Annotated in this window: 15 protein-coding genes and 1 tRNA gene; 8 read left to right on the forward strand and 8 right to left on the reverse strand. The window is 70.4% G+C overall.

The genetic code is table 11. From position 1 onward, the window contains the following. The first annotated feature begins 7 nt into the window (after positions 1-7). The gene (locus tag G4Z16_RS20460; RefSeq protein WP_197352165.1) at positions 8-2,710 is read left to right on the forward strand and encodes a penicillin acylase family protein; all 2,703 of its coding nucleotides are present in this window, start codon (positions 8-10) and stop codon (positions 2,708-2,710) included. 89 nt (positions 2,711-2,799) lie between these two features. Here the strand turns inward: G4Z16_RS20460 and G4Z16_RS20465 are convergent, their stop codons facing one another. Continuing rightward, complete coding sequence (locus G4Z16_RS20465) at positions 2,800-3,411, reverse strand: 5-formyltetrahydrofolate cyclo-ligase (RefSeq protein WP_197352166.1); 612 nt, start codon at positions 3,409-3,411, stop codon at positions 2,800-2,802. 102 nt (positions 3,412-3,513) lie between these two features. Here G4Z16_RS20465 and galU point away from each other — a divergent pair, with 102 nt between their 5' ends. From galU to G4Z16_RS20500, 7 genes are all read left to right on the forward strand, one after another. Next, on the forward strand, positions 3,514-4,416 hold the full coding sequence (galU, locus tag G4Z16_RS20470) for a UTP--glucose-1-phosphate uridylyltransferase GalU (protein WP_197352167.1): 903 nt from the start codon (positions 3,514-3,516) through the stop codon (positions 4,414-4,416). Between the two features lie 3 nt (positions 4,417-4,419). Further along, complete coding sequence (gene glp, locus G4Z16_RS20475) at positions 4,420-5,727, forward strand: molybdotransferase-like divisome protein Glp (protein ID WP_197352168.1); 1,308 nt, start codon at positions 4,420-4,422, stop codon at positions 5,725-5,727. Between the two features lie 70 nt (positions 5,728-5,797). Next, the gene (moaC, locus tag G4Z16_RS20480; RefSeq protein WP_197352169.1) at positions 5,798-6,367 is read left to right on the forward strand and encodes a cyclic pyranopterin monophosphate synthase MoaC; all 570 of its coding nucleotides are present in this window, start codon (positions 5,798-5,800) and stop codon (positions 6,365-6,367) included. Further along, the gene (locus tag G4Z16_RS20485) at positions 6,364-6,870 is read left to right on the forward strand and encodes a MogA/MoaB family molybdenum cofactor biosynthesis protein (protein WP_197352170.1); all 507 of its coding nucleotides are present in this window, start codon (positions 6,364-6,366) and stop codon (positions 6,868-6,870) included. The genes moaC and G4Z16_RS20485 overlap by 4 nt, the downstream gene beginning before the upstream one ends. A gap of 14 nt (positions 6,871-6,884) precedes the next feature. Continuing rightward, complete coding sequence (locus G4Z16_RS20490; protein ID WP_246531334.1) at positions 6,885-7,490, forward strand: GNAT family N-acetyltransferase; 606 nt, start codon at positions 6,885-6,887, stop codon at positions 7,488-7,490. Positions 7,491-7,664: 174 nt separating this feature from the next. Then, positions 7,665-8,876 carry a divisome protein SepX/GlpR gene (gene sepX / locus G4Z16_RS20495; RefSeq protein ID WP_246530965.1) on the forward strand — a complete coding sequence of 404 codons (1,212 nt, stop codon included), beginning with the start codon at positions 7,665-7,667 and terminating at the stop codon, positions 8,874-8,876. A gap of 142 nt (positions 8,877-9,018) precedes the next feature. Next, a tRNA-Ala gene (locus tag G4Z16_RS20500) sits at positions 9,019-9,092 on the forward strand. A gap of 169 nt (positions 9,093-9,261) precedes the next feature. On the opposite strand, the gene G4Z16_RS20505 is transcribed toward G4Z16_RS20500, so the two are convergent. The 7 genes from G4Z16_RS20505 to nudC all read right to left on the reverse strand — a co-directional run bounded on the left by G4Z16_RS20505 (position 9,262) and on the right by nudC (position 16,860). Then, positions 9,262-10,002: a class I SAM-dependent DNA methyltransferase gene (locus G4Z16_RS20505; RefSeq protein WP_197352172.1), complete on the reverse strand. Its 741-nt coding sequence runs from the start codon at positions 10,000-10,002 to the stop codon at positions 9,262-9,264. A 239-nt stretch (positions 10,003-10,241) separates the two neighbouring features. Beyond that, a complete protein-coding gene (gene alr / locus G4Z16_RS20510) occupies positions 10,242-11,375 on the reverse strand; it encodes an alanine racemase (protein WP_197352173.1) in 1,134 nt (377 codons plus the stop codon). Next, positions 11,375-11,800: a rhodanese-like domain-containing protein gene (locus G4Z16_RS20515; RefSeq protein ID WP_197352174.1), complete on the reverse strand. Its 426-nt coding sequence runs from the start codon at positions 11,798-11,800 to the stop codon at positions 11,375-11,377. Before G4Z16_RS20515 ends, alr begins: the two co-directional genes overlap by 1 nt. 8 nt (positions 11,801-11,808) lie before the next feature. Further along, complete coding sequence (locus tag G4Z16_RS20520; protein WP_197352175.1) at positions 11,809-13,062, reverse strand: ATP-grasp domain-containing protein; 1,254 nt, start codon at positions 13,060-13,062, stop codon at positions 11,809-11,811. Between the two features lie 78 nt (positions 13,063-13,140). Continuing rightward, positions 13,141-14,478 (reverse strand): MFS transporter, encoded by a 1,338-nt coding sequence (locus G4Z16_RS20525; protein ID WP_197352176.1) that lies wholly within the window; start codon positions 14,476-14,478, stop codon positions 13,141-13,143. 3 nt (positions 14,479-14,481) lie between these two features. After that, a complete protein-coding gene (locus G4Z16_RS20530) occupies positions 14,482-15,783 on the reverse strand; it encodes an ATP-grasp domain-containing protein (RefSeq protein ID WP_197352177.1) in 1,302 nt (433 codons plus the stop codon). A gap of 33 nt (positions 15,784-15,816) precedes the next feature. Further along, complete coding sequence (nudC, locus tag G4Z16_RS20535) at positions 15,817-16,860, reverse strand: NAD(+) diphosphatase (protein ID WP_246530966.1); 1,044 nt, start codon at positions 16,858-16,860, stop codon at positions 15,817-15,819. Positions 16,861-16,898: the final 38 nt, after the last annotated feature.

Consider the following 16,898-nt stretch of genomic DNA (forward strand, 5'->3'; position numbering starts at 1 on the left):
GACAGCGATGCCCGCCAAGAAGACCTCGCGACGCGCCCGTCTGCTCGTGATCGCCGTCGTGCTGCTGCTCGTGGCCGGTGTCGGCGGCGGGACGTTCTGGACGATCAGCACGGTCCGCGACTCCTTCCCCCAGACCAGCGGCTCGCTGAAGCTGAAGGGCCTGGAGGACCCGGTGACCGTCCACCGTGACCGCGAGGGCATTCCGCAGGTGTACGCGGACAGTTCGAGCGACCTGTTCACCGCGCAGGGGTACGTCCAGGCACAGGACCGCTTCTGGGAGATGGACGTACGGCGGCACATGACGTCCGGGCGGCTGTCGGAGATGTTCGGTCAGGGCCAGGTCAAGACGGACGCCTTCCTGCGCACCCTCGGATGGCGAAAGGTCGCCGAGCGCGAGTACGCGGGGCTGTCCAAGGAGACCAAGGCCAACCTCAAGTCGTACACCGCCGGCGTCAACGCCTACCTCAAGGACCACAAGGGGTCCGCCGCCTCCCTCGAGTACGCCGCACTGGACCTCTCGAGCAGCTACTCCCCGGAGAAGTGGGACCCCGTCGACTCCGTGGCCTGGCTCAAGGCGATGGCATGGGACCTGCGCGCCAACATGTCGTCCGAGATCGACCGCGCGCTCATGGCCGGCCGCCTGTCCAGCAAGCAGATCGCCGAGCTGTACCCGGACTACCCGACCGAGCGGAACAAGCCGGTCACCGAGGGCGCGATAGACCCGGCCAACAAGGAGTTCGACCCCAAGGGCCGGTCGGCCGCCTCCGCGGACGGCGCCGCCGGCGCGCAGCAGGCCGTGCGGAGCGCGGGCTCGCAGCTCAGCTCCGTCGCCACCCGGCTCGACAAGATCCCCTCGCTGCTCGGCCCGAGCAACAGCGGGATCGGCTCCAACTCCTGGGTGGTGTCCGGGCAGCACACGACGACCGGCAAGCCGCTCCTCGCCAACGACCCCCATCTCTCACCGCAGTTGCCGTCCATCTGGTACCAGATGGGGCTGCACTGCCGGAACGTCTCCAAGGCCTGCCCCTACGACGTCTCCGGGTTCACCTTCGCCGGGCTGCCGGGCGTCGTCATCGGGCACAACCAGGACATCTCCTGGGGCATGACGAACCTGGGCGCGGACGTGACCGACCTGTATCTGGAGAAGTTCAAGGACGGCGGTTACCTGTACGACGGCAGGCGCCGTTCGTACAAGACGCGCAAGGAGACCATCGAGGTCGCCGGCGGTGCGAACCGGGAGATAACGGTCCGCGAGACCAACAACGGCCCGGTCCTCTCCGACCGGGACAGCGAACTGCGCAAGGTCGGCGAGGAGTCACCCGTCGACAACGTCGCACCGGACCGGGGCGACGGCTACGGGATCTCGCTGCGGTGGACGGCGCTCAGCCCCACCAAGACCATGGACGCCGTCTTCAAGATCAACCGTGCCGCGGACTTCAAGCAGTTCCGTGCCGCCGCGAGCGACTTCGCGGTCCCCTCGCAGAACCTGATCTACGCCGACACCAAGGGCAACATCGGCTACCAGGCGCCCGGGCGCATCCCGGTGCGCGGCAAGGGCGACGGACGCTACCCGGCGCCCGGCTGGGACTCGCGCTACCGGTGGAAGGGCTTCGTACCGCAGAAGGCGCTGCCATGGGAGTACAACCCCAGCCGCGGATACATAGTCACCGCCAACCAGGCCGTGGTCGACGAGAAGAAGTACCCCTACATGCTGACCAAGGACTGGGGCTACGGCACACGCAGCCAGCGCATCAACGACCTGATCAGCTCGAAGATCGCCGACGGCGGCAAGATCTCCATGGGCGACATGCAGACCCTGCAGATGGACAACAGCAGCGAGATCGCGAAGCTGCTCGTGCCTCGCCTGCTGAAGATCAACATAGAGGACGGGTACGTGCGTGAGGCCCAGCAACTCCTCGAGGGCTGGAACTACACCCAGGACGCCGACTCGGCTCCCGCCGCGTACTTCAACGCCGTCTGGCGCAACATGCTGCTCCTCGCCTTCGGCAACAAGCTGCCCAAGGAACTGCGGGTCAAGGGCGACTGCCTCAACGTCCGTCCCACCGACGAGTCCGGCCCCGTCGAGGACCTCCGCGGCAAGCCCCGCCTGGTGCGCGAGTGCGGCATGCGGGACACGGCCTCGGCGCAGCCCGACGGAGGCGACCGCTGGTACGAGGTCGTGCGCAAGCTCATGAAGGACGAGGACAGCGACTGGTGGAAGACGCCGGGCAACAACGGCCGCCCGGGCGACCGGAACCTCGACGACCTCCTCGCGCACGCGATGAAGAACGCGCGCTGGGAGCTGACGTCCAAGCTCGGCAAGGACATCGACTCCTGGAGCTGGGGCCGCCTGCACCACCTGATGCTGAAGAACCAGACCATAGGGACCGACGGTCCGGGCTTCATGCAGTTCCTGCTCAACCGCGGCCCGTGGGACCTCGGCGGCGGCAAGGACGCGGTCAACGCCACCGGCTGGAACGCCGCAGGTGGCTACGACGTGATCTGGGCGCCGTCGATGCGGATGGTCGTGAACCTCGACAACTTCGACAAGTCCCGCTGGATCAACCTCACCGGCGCCTCGGGGCACGCCTACAACCCGCACTACGTGGACCAGATGGACAAGTGGTCCGAAGGGGCCCTGCTGCCCTGGGCGTTCAGCCAGCGGGCGGTGGAGAAGGGTACGGACGAGAAGATGGCGCTGACGCCGTAGCCAGGAGCCGGTCCCGGTCCGGCCCCGTCCCGGGCCCGTGGCGGTCCGGAACCGGTCACGGCGCCGCGGGGCGGGGTGGGGCCGGGCGCTCAGGCGTGGTGCGGCGGCGGCGCCGTGAAGCGGTGAACGGCCGAAGGCGTCACCGCCGCCGCCACGGGCAGGTCGTGCGGCTCCGCCGGTACGGCGCCCACCAGTTCGGCGTCGTACAGCAGCACGGCCAGCGCCGGGCGCGCGCCGGCCGCCCCGATCCGCGCCAGCACCCGGTCGTACGAGCCGCCGCCGCGGCCCAGCCGGATGCCCTCCCCGTCGACGGCCAGGCCGGGCAGCAGCACCGCGTCCGCCTCCGTGACCGCATCGGGCCCCAGGCGCGGGCCTTCCGGTTCCAACAGCCCTCTCCGGGCCTTCGCGAGCCTGTCGTGGCCCTCGTACACGCCCCAGTCCAGGTCGTTGTCCGGCAGCAGAACCGGGAGCAGCACACGCACGCCCTGCGCGCGCAGCGCTTCCAGAAGCGGGCCCGTGCCCGGCTCCCGTCCTATCGAGACATACGCCGCGACCGTGCGCGCCTCGGCCAGTTCCGGCAACTCCAGGGCGCGTTCGGCGAGTACGGTTGCCGTTGCTTCCGCGTCCCGCGCCGTCAACTTGGCCCTCACCGCGAGGATGCTCTCCCGCAACGCGTGCTTACTAGCGTCGTTTTCGCCCACTGCCGCTTCGGATCCCTTCCGCTCGCGCGCTGTTGCTCATAGCACTACATATCCGTGCGAAGCGTTGCCATCTGCACAAAGCCACCGGTTATCGTGCGGGACATGACTACTTCCCGAGCACGGATCAGCAAGGCTGTCATCCCGGCAGCGGGCCTGGGCACCCGCTTCCTGCCCGCCACCAAGGCAACGCCCAAGGAGATGCTTCCGGTCGTCGACAAGCCGGCGATCCAGTATGTGGTCGAGGAAGCGGTCACGGCCGGGCTGCCGGACGTTCTGATGGTCACGGGCCGCAACAAGCGCCCCCTTGAGGACCACTTCGACCGTAACTACGAGCTCGAGCAGGTCCTGCGCGACAAGGGCGACGAGACGAAGCTCAGCAGGGTCGAGGAGTCCAGCGACCTCGCCACCATGCACTACGTGCGCCAGGGCGACCCCCGCGGCCTCGGCCACGCCGTTCTGTGCGCCGCCCCGCACGTGGGCGACCAGCCCTTCGCCGTGCTCCTGGGCGACGACCTCATCGACCCCCGGGACCCGCTGCTGACCCGCATGATCGAGGTGCGCGAGGAGTTCGGCGGCAGCGTCATCGCGCTCATGGAGGTCCCCCGGGAGAGCATCCACCTCTACGGCTGCGCGGCCGCGGCGCCCACCGGGGAGCCGGACGTCGTCCAGGTCTCCGACCTCGTCGAGAAGCCGCGGGTGGAGGAGGCCCCGTCGAATCTCGCGATCCTCGGACGCTACGTGCTCGACCCGGCGGTCTTCGACGTGCTGCGCAAGACCGACCCCGGACGCGGAGGCGAGATCCAGCTCACCGACGCGCTGCAGACCCTCGCCGCCGAACCCTCGCTCGGCGGCCCGGTGCACGGCGTCGTCTTCCGCGGCCGCCGCTACGACACCGGTGACCGTGGCGACTATCTGCGGGCCATTGTCAGACTGGCATGCGAACGTGAGGACCTGGGCCCGGACTTCCGGGACTGGCTGCGCGGCTTCGTCACCGAGGAGATGTGAGGCTTGAGCGAGACCTGGTCGGTCGAGGAGCACCTGGACGACATCCTCAGCAGCATCCGCCCCCTTGAGCCCATCGAGCTGCAACTGCTCGACGCCCAGGGGTGCGTGCTCGTCGAGGACGTCACGGTGCCCGTCTCACTGCCCCCCTTCGACAACAGCTCGATGGACGGATACGCGGTGCGCACCGCCGATGTCCAGGGCGCCACGGAGGAGTTCCCCGCGGTGCTCACCGTCATAGGGGATGTGGCGGCCGGCGAGGGCGATCTGCCCGTGGTCGAGCGAGGCCAGGCGGCCCGCATCATGACGGGTGCGGCGCTGCCGCCGGGAGCCGAGGCCGTCGTCCCCGTGGAGTGGACGGACGGCGGCCTGGGCGGCGCCCCGGTCGAGACGATGAGAGCCCGCAGCCACGACCCCCGCGGAGCGGCCGGCGAGGTCCGCGTCCACCGTCCCGTCGAGGAGGGGCAGCATGTGCGCCCCCGGGGCAGCGATGTGCGGGCCGGTGCGATGGCCCTCAGCGCCGGCACGGTCCTCGGCCCGCCCCAGGTGGGCCTGCTCGCGGCGATCGGCCGCGGCACCGTGACGGTGCGTCCGCGCCCGCGCGTTGTCGTCGTCTCCACGGGAAGTGAACTCGTGCAGCCCGGGGAGCAGTTGGGCTCGGGCCAGATCTACGACTCCAACAGCTTCGTGCTCACCGCGGCCGCCCGGGACGCCGGCGCGATCGCCTACCGGGTGGGCGCCGTCGTGGACGACGCGGACACCCTGCGCGCCACGATCGAGGACCAGCTGATCCGCGCGGACCTGGTCGTCACCAGTGGCGGCGTCAGCGTCGGTGCTTACGACGTGGTCAAGGAGGTCCTCTCGAGGATCGACGGCGGCAGCGGCAACGTGGAGTTCCGCCGGCTGGCGATGCAGCCCGGCAAACCGCAGGGTTTCGGCCTGATCGGCCCGGACCGCACACCCGTCCTCGCCCTGCCGGGCAATCCGGTGAGTTCGTACGTCTCTTTCGAGCTGTTCGTGAGACCCGCCGTGCGGGCGCTGATGGGCCGTGCCTCTGTGCGGCGCGAGACGGCCAGGGCCCGGCTGGAGTCGGAGGAGGCGCTGACGTCGCCCGACGGCAAGCGCCAGTTCCTGCGCGGTGGTTACCTTCCGCCGGAGGCGGGCGAGGCGGTGGGCACGGTCCGTCCCGTCGGGGGCGCCGGCTCGCATCTCGTCGCGGCCCTGGCGCAGGCGAATTCCTTGATCGACGTCCCGGAGAAGACGACACGCCTCACTCCGGGGGAGGAAGTGACCGTCATCCCGCTCGACCAGTAGCGACGAGGCGGAGCCTCCTCGCCGCATGCCCGGTACCGTATCCGGACACAGGGACGGTTTCGGGAGCACGATGAGCAGCGCAGAGCAGCAGCACCTCACCCACATCGACGAGGGCGGGGCCGCCCGCATGGTCGACGTCTCAGCGAAGGACGTCACCGCCCGCACGGCCCGCGCGGCCGGGCGTGTGCTGGTCTCTCCCCGCGTGGTCGAGCTTCTTCGCGGCGAGGACGGCCAGGGGCTGCCGAAGGGAGACGCCCTGGCCACGGCCCGCATCGCGGGCATCATGGGAGCCAAGCGGACGCCGGACCTCATCCCGCTGTGCCATCCGCTCGCCGTCTCCGGCGTGGCGGTGGAGCTGTCGGTCACCGAGGAGGCCGTCGAGATCACCGCGCAGGTGAAGACGACGGACCGCACGGGCGTCGAGATGGAGGCCCTGACGGCGGTGACGGTCGCGGCCCTCACCGTGGTCGACATGGTCAAGGCCGTGGACAAGTCGGCAGTCATATCCGACATTCGCGTCGAGGAGAAGAGCGGCGGCCGCTCCGGGAACTGGACGCGTGCCGGGGCGAGTTCGTCCCGCGCCCGTCAGGGAGACAATGGCCGGCGCAGCGAGTCCAGCGAGGAGGAGTCAGCCGTATGAGCCCAGCCCTGAATCCCTACCGCGCCCTCGCCGTCACGGCATCGAACCGCGCTGCAGAAGGTGTCTACGAGGACACGGGCGGCCCGTTGATCGTCGAGGCCCTGGCAGCTATGGGCTTCGAAGTGGACGGGCCGAGCGTCGTACCGGACGGCGAACCGGTCGCTGAAGTGCTCGGCGCCGCCGTCGCGGCCCGCTACGACGTCGTCGTCACCACCGGCGGCACCGGCGTCTCACCCACCGACTGCACCCCCGAAATGACGCGCCGCCTCTTGGACTACGAGGTTCCGGGCATCGCCGAGGCGATCCGCGCCCAGGGTGCGGAGAAGGTCCCGACGGCCGCCCTGTCGCGGGGGATCGCAGGCGTCGCCAACAGCACGCTGATCGTCAACCTTCCGGGTTCGTCTGGCGGAGTACGCGACGGACTCGTGGTGTTGGAACGGTTGTTGACGCATGCCGTCGACCAGATCCACGGTGGTGACCACCCCAGAGGGGACCTCAACTGAACGCTTCCTGGCCGATCGTGCTGACGGACGGTAAGACCACCCTCCGTCCCATAAAGCTGCGCGACCAGCGTGACTGGCGCGAAGTGAACCAGCGCAACCGCGAATGGCTGCGGCCCTGGGAAGCCACCATCCCGCCCGCACCGCCCGGGCTCACGCCGCCGAGCCGTCCCTCGTACCGGCAGATGGTCCGTCATCTGCGCGCCGAGGCGCAGGCGGGCCGGATGCTTCCCTTCGTCGTGGAGCATCAGGGGCGCCTCGCGGGCCAGTTGACGGTCGCGGGGATCACCTGGGGTTCGATGTGCTCCGGCCACATCGGCTACTGGGTCGACCGCGCGGTCGCCGGACGCGGTGTGATGCCGACGGCCGTCGCGCTCGCCACGGACCACTGTTTCCGTACGGTCGGGCTGCACCGCATCGAGATCTGCATCCGCCCCGAGAACGCGGCGAGCCGGCGCGTGGTGGAGAAACTCGGCTTCCGCGAGGAGGGGTTGAGGCCGCGCTATCTGCATATCGACGGTGCGTGGCGCGACCATCTCGTATTCGCCCTGACGGCAGAAGAAGTGCCGGAAGGACTCCTCACGCGTTGGCACCGAACGGCTCCGGGCGCCTCCAGAAAATAAAATAGACGTTCGATATTATGGGGTTCCTGCTGAACACCCGGTGTGCGCCCGGGAATTGAACAGGCGCAGTTCCGCGCTCAACGGCGGTGAAAAACATGGAGAGATCAGCCGGATCATGCGACACACCGCCGTATTTGGCAGATGGGTGCGGCTCAACCCCTCTACCGTGTGAGGGTGAACAGCAGTGGCCTCATCTACGCAGTCATCGTCGGGGCCTGGGCTGCCTACTTGGTGCCGATGTGGCTCCGCAGGCAGGACGAGCTGAACGAATCCCGTCCGACGGAACGCTTCAGCACCGCCATCCGTCTGCTGTCAGGCAAGGCGGCAATGGAAAGGCGCTACGCGAGGGAGAACGAGCGCCGCGACGGTGAAGTCCCCGAGGAACACGGCGATCTCTCGGCCCCCGGCACCGCCCCCGAGAACGCGGACGGCGCGGACGATTCCGCCGACGTCGACGAGTCGGTCGACGTACGTGCCTACGCCGACCCAAAGACCATGGTGGGCCAGGGCGTTACGAGCGTTCCCACGGAGGTGCTCGGCGCCTCCGGCTCCGAGGCCGCGGATGCCGATGGTGCGAACGCCGACGGCCGGAGCGAGAACGGCCACAGCTCCTCCGAGCGGGACGGCGTCGAACGAGGCAAGGCGGAACGCGACAAGGCCCGGCAGAAGAGCAAGCGCGCCAAGGTGCTCGCCCGGCGCCGGCGCACCACGATGGTTCTCTTCCTCGCCTTCACCGCGGGCACGATCGTCGCTGCCGTCGGCGGCCTCGCCTTCCTGTGGGCCCCGGCGGCGCCCGGGCTGCTGCTGAGCACGTACATCGTCCATCTGCGCGTGCAGGAACGCCGGCGCTTCGCCGCCGTCATGGACAAGCGCCGAGCGAAGGCCGCGGCGAAGGAGAAGCGCGCCCGGAAGGCGGCGGATGAGGCGAAGGCCGGCGCGGGCGTCCCCACCGAGGCTCACCCCGGCCCCTCCGGGCAGGCTCCGGCGGCCGAGCCCGGCGCGACCGCGCACGAGGAGGAGCCCGCGGCGGCGGGCCGGCGCGCGCTCGTGGAGCAGACGGACCACGCGGAGTGGGTCGACCAGCAGCGCGACGGCGGCCGCGAGCCCGCAGAGGGCTGGGACCCCGTGCCGGTGCCGCTCCCGACGTACGTCAGCGCGCCCGTCGCCCCGCGCAGCACGCGTGGCGTGGACCTGGAGGCCCCCGGCACATGGAGCTCCGCGCGCTCCAGCAGCGCGAGCAGCGAGCCCCCGGCCACCTCCTCCGGGTCCGGCCAGGAGCAGGACGAGGAGCACGGCAGCGGGGCACGTCGCGGACGTGGACGGCGCCAGACGCCGCTCTTCGACCAGTACGAGGAAGACGGCCGCCCGCGCGCCGCCAACGAGTGACCCCCGGTGACCGGCACCGGCCCTCCGCCGGGCCCGGCACCGGGGCTCTGGGCCTGGTGAGAGAGCCGGGATGTGCGGTGACCAGCGCCGGAACCGATTAACGCCTGGCGCGGCCGGGATGCTAAGGTTTCATCCGTCGCAAGGGCCTGTGGCGCAGTCCGGTAGCGCATCTCGTTCGCAACGAGAGGGTCAGGGGTTCAAATCCCCTCAGGTCCACCTAACTCAGAGCAGCACCAGGTCGAGCCCCCGTCGGAGAGATCCAGCGGGGGCTTTGTCGTGCCGTACAGCAGCGATGTACAGCAACTACGGTGACCGTCCTTGATCGCGCTGGACGGTCCGCCGAGATGCAGTTCAGGGGCTTGCGCCGACGGCCCGGTGGCCGGCATCAGACCGGTTTGCGCCATACGGAGATGTGCTTCGTGGAGTCCTGCGTGAACGGTGCCCCGTCCCAGTCCTCGATGCGACGTTCCAGCTCGAGCCCGGCGATCCGTGCCATCAGGTCGAGCTCTGCCGGCCAGGCGTAGCGGTGCCGGGAGCTGTCGCGGCGGTAGCGACCGTCGTCGCCGTCGCGGGTGAAGTGGTGGGAGACAAGAGTCTGCTCCACCAGGTCGAAGGTGTCGAAGCCGAGATGCTGCTCAGAGACGTCGAACGGCACCGCGACCTGGCCGGGCGGCAAGAACCGCAACGGTGGCACGCCCAGCTCGATGACGAATCGACCCCCGGGCCTCAGATGACGGGCCGCGTTGCGGAAACACTCGACCTGCTCGTCCTGGGTGAGCAAGTTCGTGATGGTGTTGTAGACGACATAGACCAGGCTGAACTCGCCGGAGACCACGGTGGTTGCCATGTCCCCGATGGCAACCGGGAGCGTGTCCTCGTCGACCTTGCGCCGCAGAACCGCTGCCATGTGCTCGGACAGTTCGATACCGACCACCGGCACGCCACGTTCCCGGAGCGGGACCCCCACTCGTCCGGTTCCGATGGCGAACTCCAGCGCCCGGCCCGTTCCGGCGAGTTCGGCGAGGAAGGCGAGAGCCGGTCCGAGTACGTCGGCCGACGACCTCTCAGCCTCCGCGGCGTCGTAGCGCTCAGCGGTCTCACGGGTCCACAGCTCACTGCTCGTCACGGGCGGCCACTCTGCCGGTTGCCGTGCGGCCTTGTCGACGCATTTACCTCAGTTCTGGACGAGGCGCCCAGGAGCGACGGACTCGGGGACGTCTGACTTCTCGTCGGCAGGGGCGTGACGGTGGGCTTCGCGCCAACTGGGCTGCCCCGGCCGGCGGTCGATGCGATCCACGGTGCGTGCGCGAGTCGTGGAGCGCCCCCGAACTCGGTTCGGGCGCCGCCGTCCGCGTCCGTGCCCGCTCACGAAGGCGCGAGGTCGTTGTGGCCCGTGTGGTGGCGGGGGAGGCGGGATCGGCAGCCGAAGCCGGTGACGATGTCGTAGCTGACGGTGCCGAGGGTCGCGGCCCACGCGTCGGCGGTGGGGGCGTCGTCCCGGCCGTCGCCGAGGACGGTGACGACATCCCCGGCGGCGACGGGCAGGTCGCCGCAGTCGACGACGCACTGGTCCATGGAGATCCGGCCGGCGATCGGTCTGGGGACGCCGTGGACCAGGACCCGGCCCGCGGTGCCTGCCGCGCGGGGAAGGCCGTCGCCGTAGCCGAGGGGCACCACGGCGAGGGTGGCGGGGCGGTCGGTGGTGTAGTCGTGGGCGTAGGAGACGCCGCAGCCGGCCGGTACCCGCTTGGTCATCAGCACCCGGGCCCGGACGGTCATGGCCGGGCGTAGGCCGAAGTCGCGGCCCGGCATGGGCGGCAGGCCGTAGACGGCGGAGCCGACGCGGACGAGGTCGAGGTGCGTGGCGGGGGCGGCGAGGGCCGCGGCGGAGTTGGCTATGTGGCGCAGCGGGGGGTGGAGGCCGACCGACCGCAGGTCCTCCAGGGCCTCGGCGAAGAGGCTCAACTGCCGTACGCAGACAGGGTCTTCGGGGCGGTCCGTGTGCACCAGGTGGCTCCATGCCCCGACCGTCTCGACCAGGCCGTCCGCCTGGGTCTTCGCGGTGGCCTCCGCGAGCGTGAGCCAGTGCTCGGGCCTTGCGCCGCCGCGGCAAAGGCCGGTGTCGGCCTTGAGGTGCACGGCGGCAGGCCGGCCCGCGATGCGGGCGGCGGCACGTACCTCGGCCAGTTCGTCGAGGGAGGATACGGACAGCTCGACGCCGGCGGCCACGGCCTCGGCCCGTGGCATCCCGGGCCCCACCAGCCAGGCCAGGACAGGGGCCGTGAACCCTGCCGTCCGCAGGCTCATGGCCTCCGCGAGGGTGGCGACGCCGAGCCGGTCGGCGCCCGCCTCGAGTGCGGCGCGGGCGACCTCCGGTGATCCGTGGCCGTAGGCGTCGGCCTTGACGACGGCCATCACCTGGGACGTGGTGGCGGCCCTGACCCGGGTGACGTTGTGCCGTACGGCGTCGAGGTCGACCCGTATCTCCGCCTGCCACATCACTGCGCGGGGGCCGGGGAAGGCGCGCAGGCCGTTTCGTAGCCGGCGCGCTGCCAGTACTCGAGTCCGCCGATCATCTCCTTGACCCGGAAGCCGTGTTCGGCCAGCCGGGCCGCCGCGCGGGTGCCGGCGTTGCACCCGGGCCCCCAGCCGTACGTGACGTACACGGTGTCCTTCGGCAGTGCGGCCAGAGCGGCGTCAGTCATCTCCTGGTGCGCGAAGGACCGTGCGCCGGGGATGTGGCAGCGGTCGTGGTCCGTGCGGCGGCGGCTGTCGAGCAGTACGAATCCGGCGGCCCCGGCGGCCAGGTCGCAGTGGACGTCGTAGGGGTCCGTCTCGCAGGCCAGCCTGATGTCGCGGAAGTGGCGCAGGGCGTCCCGGGGTTCGGCCGGGGGAGTGCCGAGCACTCGCGTGTTCTCGTGCACAGCGCTCCTCACTGCCGGTAGGTGACGGGCGTGTAGTGGGCGAACCGCTGGAAGTCCCGGTAGATGGCCTCGTAGTCCTTGTTCCAGACGAGGAAGGTCCCGCCGTTGTCGGACAGCGACTCGCCCTGGCCGATGACCTGGCCGGGACGCAGCTTCCAGCTCATCTCGTAGTCGCTCTCGATGTCCGGTTCGACGAGGCTCTCCACGACTCCGGCGCGCTTGGGCAGTACGCCGTCGTAGCAGTAGATCTGCTCGCCGTCGTACGGCTCGGACTCCAGGCCCGACTCGATCTCCACGGACAGATTGACCAGCGCCACGCCGTAGTTGCGCTGCATCGCCTCCACGCCGGCCATGCCCTTGAAGCGGGCGGCCACTTCGAGGAAGACCAGTTCGTCGTCGGCGGTCCGGAACAGCTCCAGATGGGAGGCGCCGTCGGGGCGGCCCAGGGCGTCAAGTGCCCGCTCGCCGAAGGCGATCATGCGGGGAACGCGGGGGTCGGAGTCGATCAGGTTGACGTCGACGTTGGTGCGGCCCTCCTGTACCTGGGTCGAGTTCACCAGGTACTCGGTGACGCCGGCGAACACCGAACTCCCGCCCTGGGAGACGATGTTGACGCTGTACATCGTCCCCTTGACGAACTCCTCGTACTCGTAGGGGCGGTGGAAGCCACCGGCCGTCGCCGCGTCGTGGTCGGCGCGGGAGGAGATCATGAAGACGCCGTCGGCGGAGTTGCCGTCGACCGGCTTCAGCACGAAGGGCAGCCCGACCTCGTCGGCGATCTTCGCGTAGTAGGCGGCCGGGTCGGCTCCGGCGGCCTCCGTGTCGTAGCGGCCGAACGCCGGGACGCGGACGCCGGCGGCCCGCACCCTCTCCTTCATCAGGCACTTGTCGCGGAACGGCAGGATGTCCTCGTAGCGAGGGCCGGACAGGCCGAACTCTCCCCGGAGTTCGGCGGCGAGGAGCAGATTGCGCTCGTCGTAGCAGAGGATCGCCAGGTCCTCGCGGGAGGTCTCCTCCAGCAGGCCGTGGATCAGTGTGCGGGCACGGTCGCGGTCGATGAGCGAGGACTCGGCGACGGTCGGATCGGGCTGGCCGCACGGCAGCACATGGATCTCGTCGAGGTACGCGCGCTGGGCGTCGGTGACGTTGTCGACGTCGTACTCGGAGTACATCCCGATGAAACGGGCGTTCTCCGGTGCCTTGAGCAGGTCGTGGCGGAACGCGCCGGAACCGCGCGTGGAGATCATGACAACGGTCTTCACGGTGTCTCGCTTCGCTAGAACGGGTTGCGCTCGGGCAGGAGCCGGCGGCGGGCGGCGGGGCCCGCCGGGCCGGGAGGGTCAGGGGGCGGTGTTGGCGGCGGGCTCGGTCGGCGCCGCCTTGTCCGCCTGGTCCGGGTCTGCGTCGTCCACGGGGCCCGCGGCGGGGCGGGCGATCATCCGCTCCAGCCACATGAGCATCGGCACGGCGACCGCGCTGAGCGCGATCAGGAACATCAGCGGCAGCACCGCCTGGCGTGCCAGCAGGAAGGTGAAGATCGCCGGGGCCGTCACCTGCCCGAACGTCCAGGACAGCTGGTAGAGCGCCAGATAGCGGCCGCGTACGTGCTCGGGGGCCAGGTCGACGCTGAGCTGGTCGCCCGGTGCGGCCGAGACCGTCTCGCCCACCGACAGCACGATCATCGCCAGGAACAGTCCCGGCACCACGGCCCACACCGGAGCGATGTCCATCAGCGCGAACAGGGCGAACGCCAGCACGTTGAAGCCGCACGCCGCGATCAGCACCCGCGTGGCACGGAACCGCTCGACGAACTTGCTGACCATGGTCTGGGTGAACGTGACCTGCACGGCCGCCAGGACCAGCAGGGCACCGGCGATCCACGCCTCCCGGTGCAACCCCTCGACGATGTAGATCGCCAGCAGGACGTTGATGACCAGCGCCGCGAAGACGAAGGTGACGTTGATGCCGATCAGCAGCAGATACCGGGCGTCGCGCAGCACGGTCATGTAACTCGCCCGCGTCTGCCCGGAGTCCGGGCCGTCCGCCTCGTCCGGGCCCGGCTCGGGACGCCAGGCCAGCAGCAGCGAGGCGGCGATCACGCACATGACCGCGTTGATCAGGATGATGCCGTTGAGGCCGGCGGCATCGTCCACCGCCAGCCACACCGAACCCATCGCGCCGCCCAGTGCCAGACCTGCGTTGCGCAGCGCGTGGACGAAGCCGAACCAGCGGGTGCGCTGGTTGCCGCCGGGTGAGGCGAGGACGACGAGGGCGCTCGAGGACGTCCAGTAGCCGCTGTGCCCGATCTGGACGATCAGCACCACCACGACGACGTGCCAGAGCTCGTCGGCCGCCAGGAAGCCGAGGTAGCCCACGGCGGACACCAGGTTGCTCGACGCGGCGACCACCCGCGCCCCCAAGCGGTCCACCAGCGGACCGACCACCAGTGCCGTCGGCAGCGCCAGCAGCCGCGCCGTCGTCATGGCACCGCCGACGGCGACCAGCGAGAGCGGGGTCGTCTCGGTGAAGTAGATGAGGATGAAGGCGGTGACGAGTCCGGTGCCGATGCTGTCGATGGCGGTGGCGGAGACGAACCTGTTGTGCCCGGAGGTCCGCGGTACGCCTATCAGGTCGAGCAGCGAACCGAATCTGCCCGTCTTGGGCTGTGGGGAAGCCATGGCTCAGGCCTTCGCGGTCGTCGGGGTCTCGGGGCGATCGGCGCCCTCGGGCGGGAGAGTGGGTGCGGGCGTGGGCGGGTGCGCCGGCGTGGGCGCGGTCGTGACGGTGATCGAGGTGAGCAGGCGGTCGCAGAGCTCGACGGCCGCCGCCGCGTCCGGGCCGGTGGTCAGCAGCTGGCCGATGCGGTCGTAGTTGTCCTCCAGCGCCTTGACCTCGTCGCCGATCCCCACCTCCATGGCGACGTCCAGCACGTCCGGGTGCGCGGCCGTCTCCTCCACCCCTTCGATGGCGGTGACCGTGCCGGGGTCGGCGGAGAGGAAGCGCGTGGCGGCCCCGCAGCGCACGGGCGGACGTTCCGTCAGTTCCGGCAGCAGGCCGAACGGCCAGCCGACGGAGTACAGCTCCATGTCGAAGCCGTACACCTGCTCCACCAGGTCCATGACCCGGTCGCCCGGCACGCGGTCCTGCGACTCGATGATGCGGGGGCCGCGGGAGGACATCTTGATCTCGGTGCAGGCGTTGCCGTCCCGCAGGCCCATGGCGTCCAGGAACGCCGTGATGTGCCCGATCAGCGCGGCCTCGGCGTCCGGGGGCATCATGGCGGGCTCCGCGTGGCCGACCTCCACCACTCCGGCGGACAGCTTCTCGGTGATGCCGACGACGATGTGCCGGCCGCCGAAGCTGAAGGACTCGACCGCGTACTCGGGGCCGTCGATGTACTCCTCGACGACGAAGCGGTCCACGGGGTAGAACCGGGCCGGGCCCGTCACGACCGTGCTGCGCAGCTCCTCCGAGCGCTTCCACACCTCGTCGATCTCCCCGGCCTTCCCGATCACGGTGACACCGCGGCTGCCGGTGCCGTCCACCGGCTTGAGCACCAGCGGATAGCCGTGCTCGGCGCCGAACGCCCGTATGTCGTCGGGGTGTTCGACGGGTTCCGCCGCGACCGCCTCCAGGCCGGACGCCTCCAGCCGGCGCCGCATCGCCAGCTTGTCGAAGAACCGGTGCGAGACGGCGTGCGAGGTGCCGGGGAGTCCGAGCAGGTCGTTGATCCGGCCGACGTTCTGCATGGCCTGGTCGACCAGCGAGACCACCCGCGAGAAGCCCCACGCCTCGTGCGCGGCGAGGGCCAGGGGCCTGGCCACCTCCCAGTCGGTGTAGTCGGCCAGCAGGATGCCGTCGGCGAAGCCGGCCACCTCGGGCGCGTAGAACTCGGGGTGCTGCATCAGCACGACGCGCAGGCCGAGCTCCTTCGCCTTGCGTACGGTGTGCGGCCGTCCGCCGATGATCAGGATGGTGTCCACAGAGTGCGACCCTTCACGTGTCTTGAGATGGCGTCAGTTCTTGGGCAGCGGCTTCGGTTGCTGACCGGCGCCGGGGCCCGGACAGGGCCGGTCGCCCCGCAGCCAGGTGTGCAGCAGGAGCTGGTCGATGGAGTCCACGCGGCCCAGGCGTCCGTCGTCCGCCGCCTGCGCGGCCAGTTCGGCCCGGGTGAACCAGCGGGCCTCCAGCACCTCGTCGTCGTCGACGGTGATGTCGTCCGTGCCGCCGTCGAGCGCCGTGGCGCGGAAGCCGAGCATCAGACCGGCCGGGAACGGCCAGGACTGGGAGGCCACGTACGCCACTTCGCCGACCCGGACGCCGGTCTCCTCCCGCACCTCGCGGCGGACGGCGTCCTCGAGGCTGTCGCCGACCTCGACGAACCCGGCGAGCGTCGAGTAGGTGCCCAGCGTGGAGTTCCGGTGCCGGGCCAGCAGGATGCGTTCGCCGTCCGGGGACTCGACGACCATGATCACCGCGGGTTCGATGCGCGGGAACAGGAGCTTTCCGCAGTCGGGGCCCGAACACACCCGCAGATGGCCTCCGTTGCGGCGTTCGGCGGGCGCACCGCAGCGACCGCAGAAGCGCTGGTGGCGGTTCCAGAACAGCAGCCCGCGTGCGTACGCCAGCAGCGCGGCCTCGTGCCGGTCGACGGTCCCGACCAGGGCGCGGACGTCGAGCACGGCGTCTGCGCCGGTCAGTCGGCGTGCCTGCTCCTCATCGAGGTCCGAGAGGTCCACGGCGAACACCCCGTGGCCCTCGCCGTCGCCGTCGCTGTTTCCGTCGCCGGTTCGGGCCGCGTCGGCGGCGAGCCCCAGGAACGCGGGCTCACCTGCCCCGGCCGGCAACCGGGAGCAGGCGGCCGCGTCCAGGCTCACCGGGGCGGGGGAGGCGCCGCGCACCAGGCACCGGTCGCGCCAGAGCGGGATCACCCGCGTGTCCGGCGCTTCGAGCGTCTCCTTCAGCCACCGCGGGTCCGTGCGCCGGTTCCCGGCCTTCTCCAGCGGGCTGCCGGTGTAGTACAGGGGTGCCGCCTGCGCGGGAGGGTTTCCAGAGGTCATGGTGCGGGACCGTCCAATCCGTCGATCGTCAACGCCCT

The organism is Streptomyces bathyalis, from assembly GCF_015910445.1.
Classification (GTDB): domain Bacteria; phylum Actinomycetota; class Actinomycetes; order Streptomycetales; family Streptomycetaceae; genus Streptomyces; species Streptomyces bathyalis.

What these genes read in the sequence shown, in the direction of transcription:
- alr (WP_197352173.1), bottom strand. Translation starts at nt 11,375, where the DNA reads ATGTGGCAGGCGGAGATACGGGTCGACCTCGACGCCGTACGGCACAAC.
- G4Z16_RS20485 (WP_197352170.1), top strand. Translation starts at nt 6,364, where the DNA reads ATGAGCCCAGCCCTGAATCCCTACCGCGCCCTCGCCGTCACGGCATCG.
- G4Z16_RS20460 (WP_197352165.1), top strand. Translation starts at nt 8, where the DNA reads ATGCCCGCCAAGAAGACCTCGCGACGCGCCCGTCTGCTCGTGATCGCC.
- galU (WP_197352167.1), top strand. Translation starts at nt 3,514, where the DNA reads ATGACTACTTCCCGAGCACGGATCAGCAAGGCTGTCATCCCGGCAGCG.
- moaC (WP_197352169.1), top strand. Translation starts at nt 5,798, where the DNA reads ATGAGCAGCGCAGAGCAGCAGCACCTCACCCACATCGACGAGGGCGGG.
- nudC (WP_246530966.1), bottom strand. Translation starts at nt 16,860, where the DNA reads ATGACCTCTGGAAACCCTCCCGCGCAGGCGGCACCCCTGTACTACACC.
- G4Z16_RS20525 (WP_197352176.1), bottom strand. Translation starts at nt 14,478, where the DNA reads ATGGCTTCCCCACAGCCCAAGACGGGCAGATTCGGTTCGCTGCTCGAC.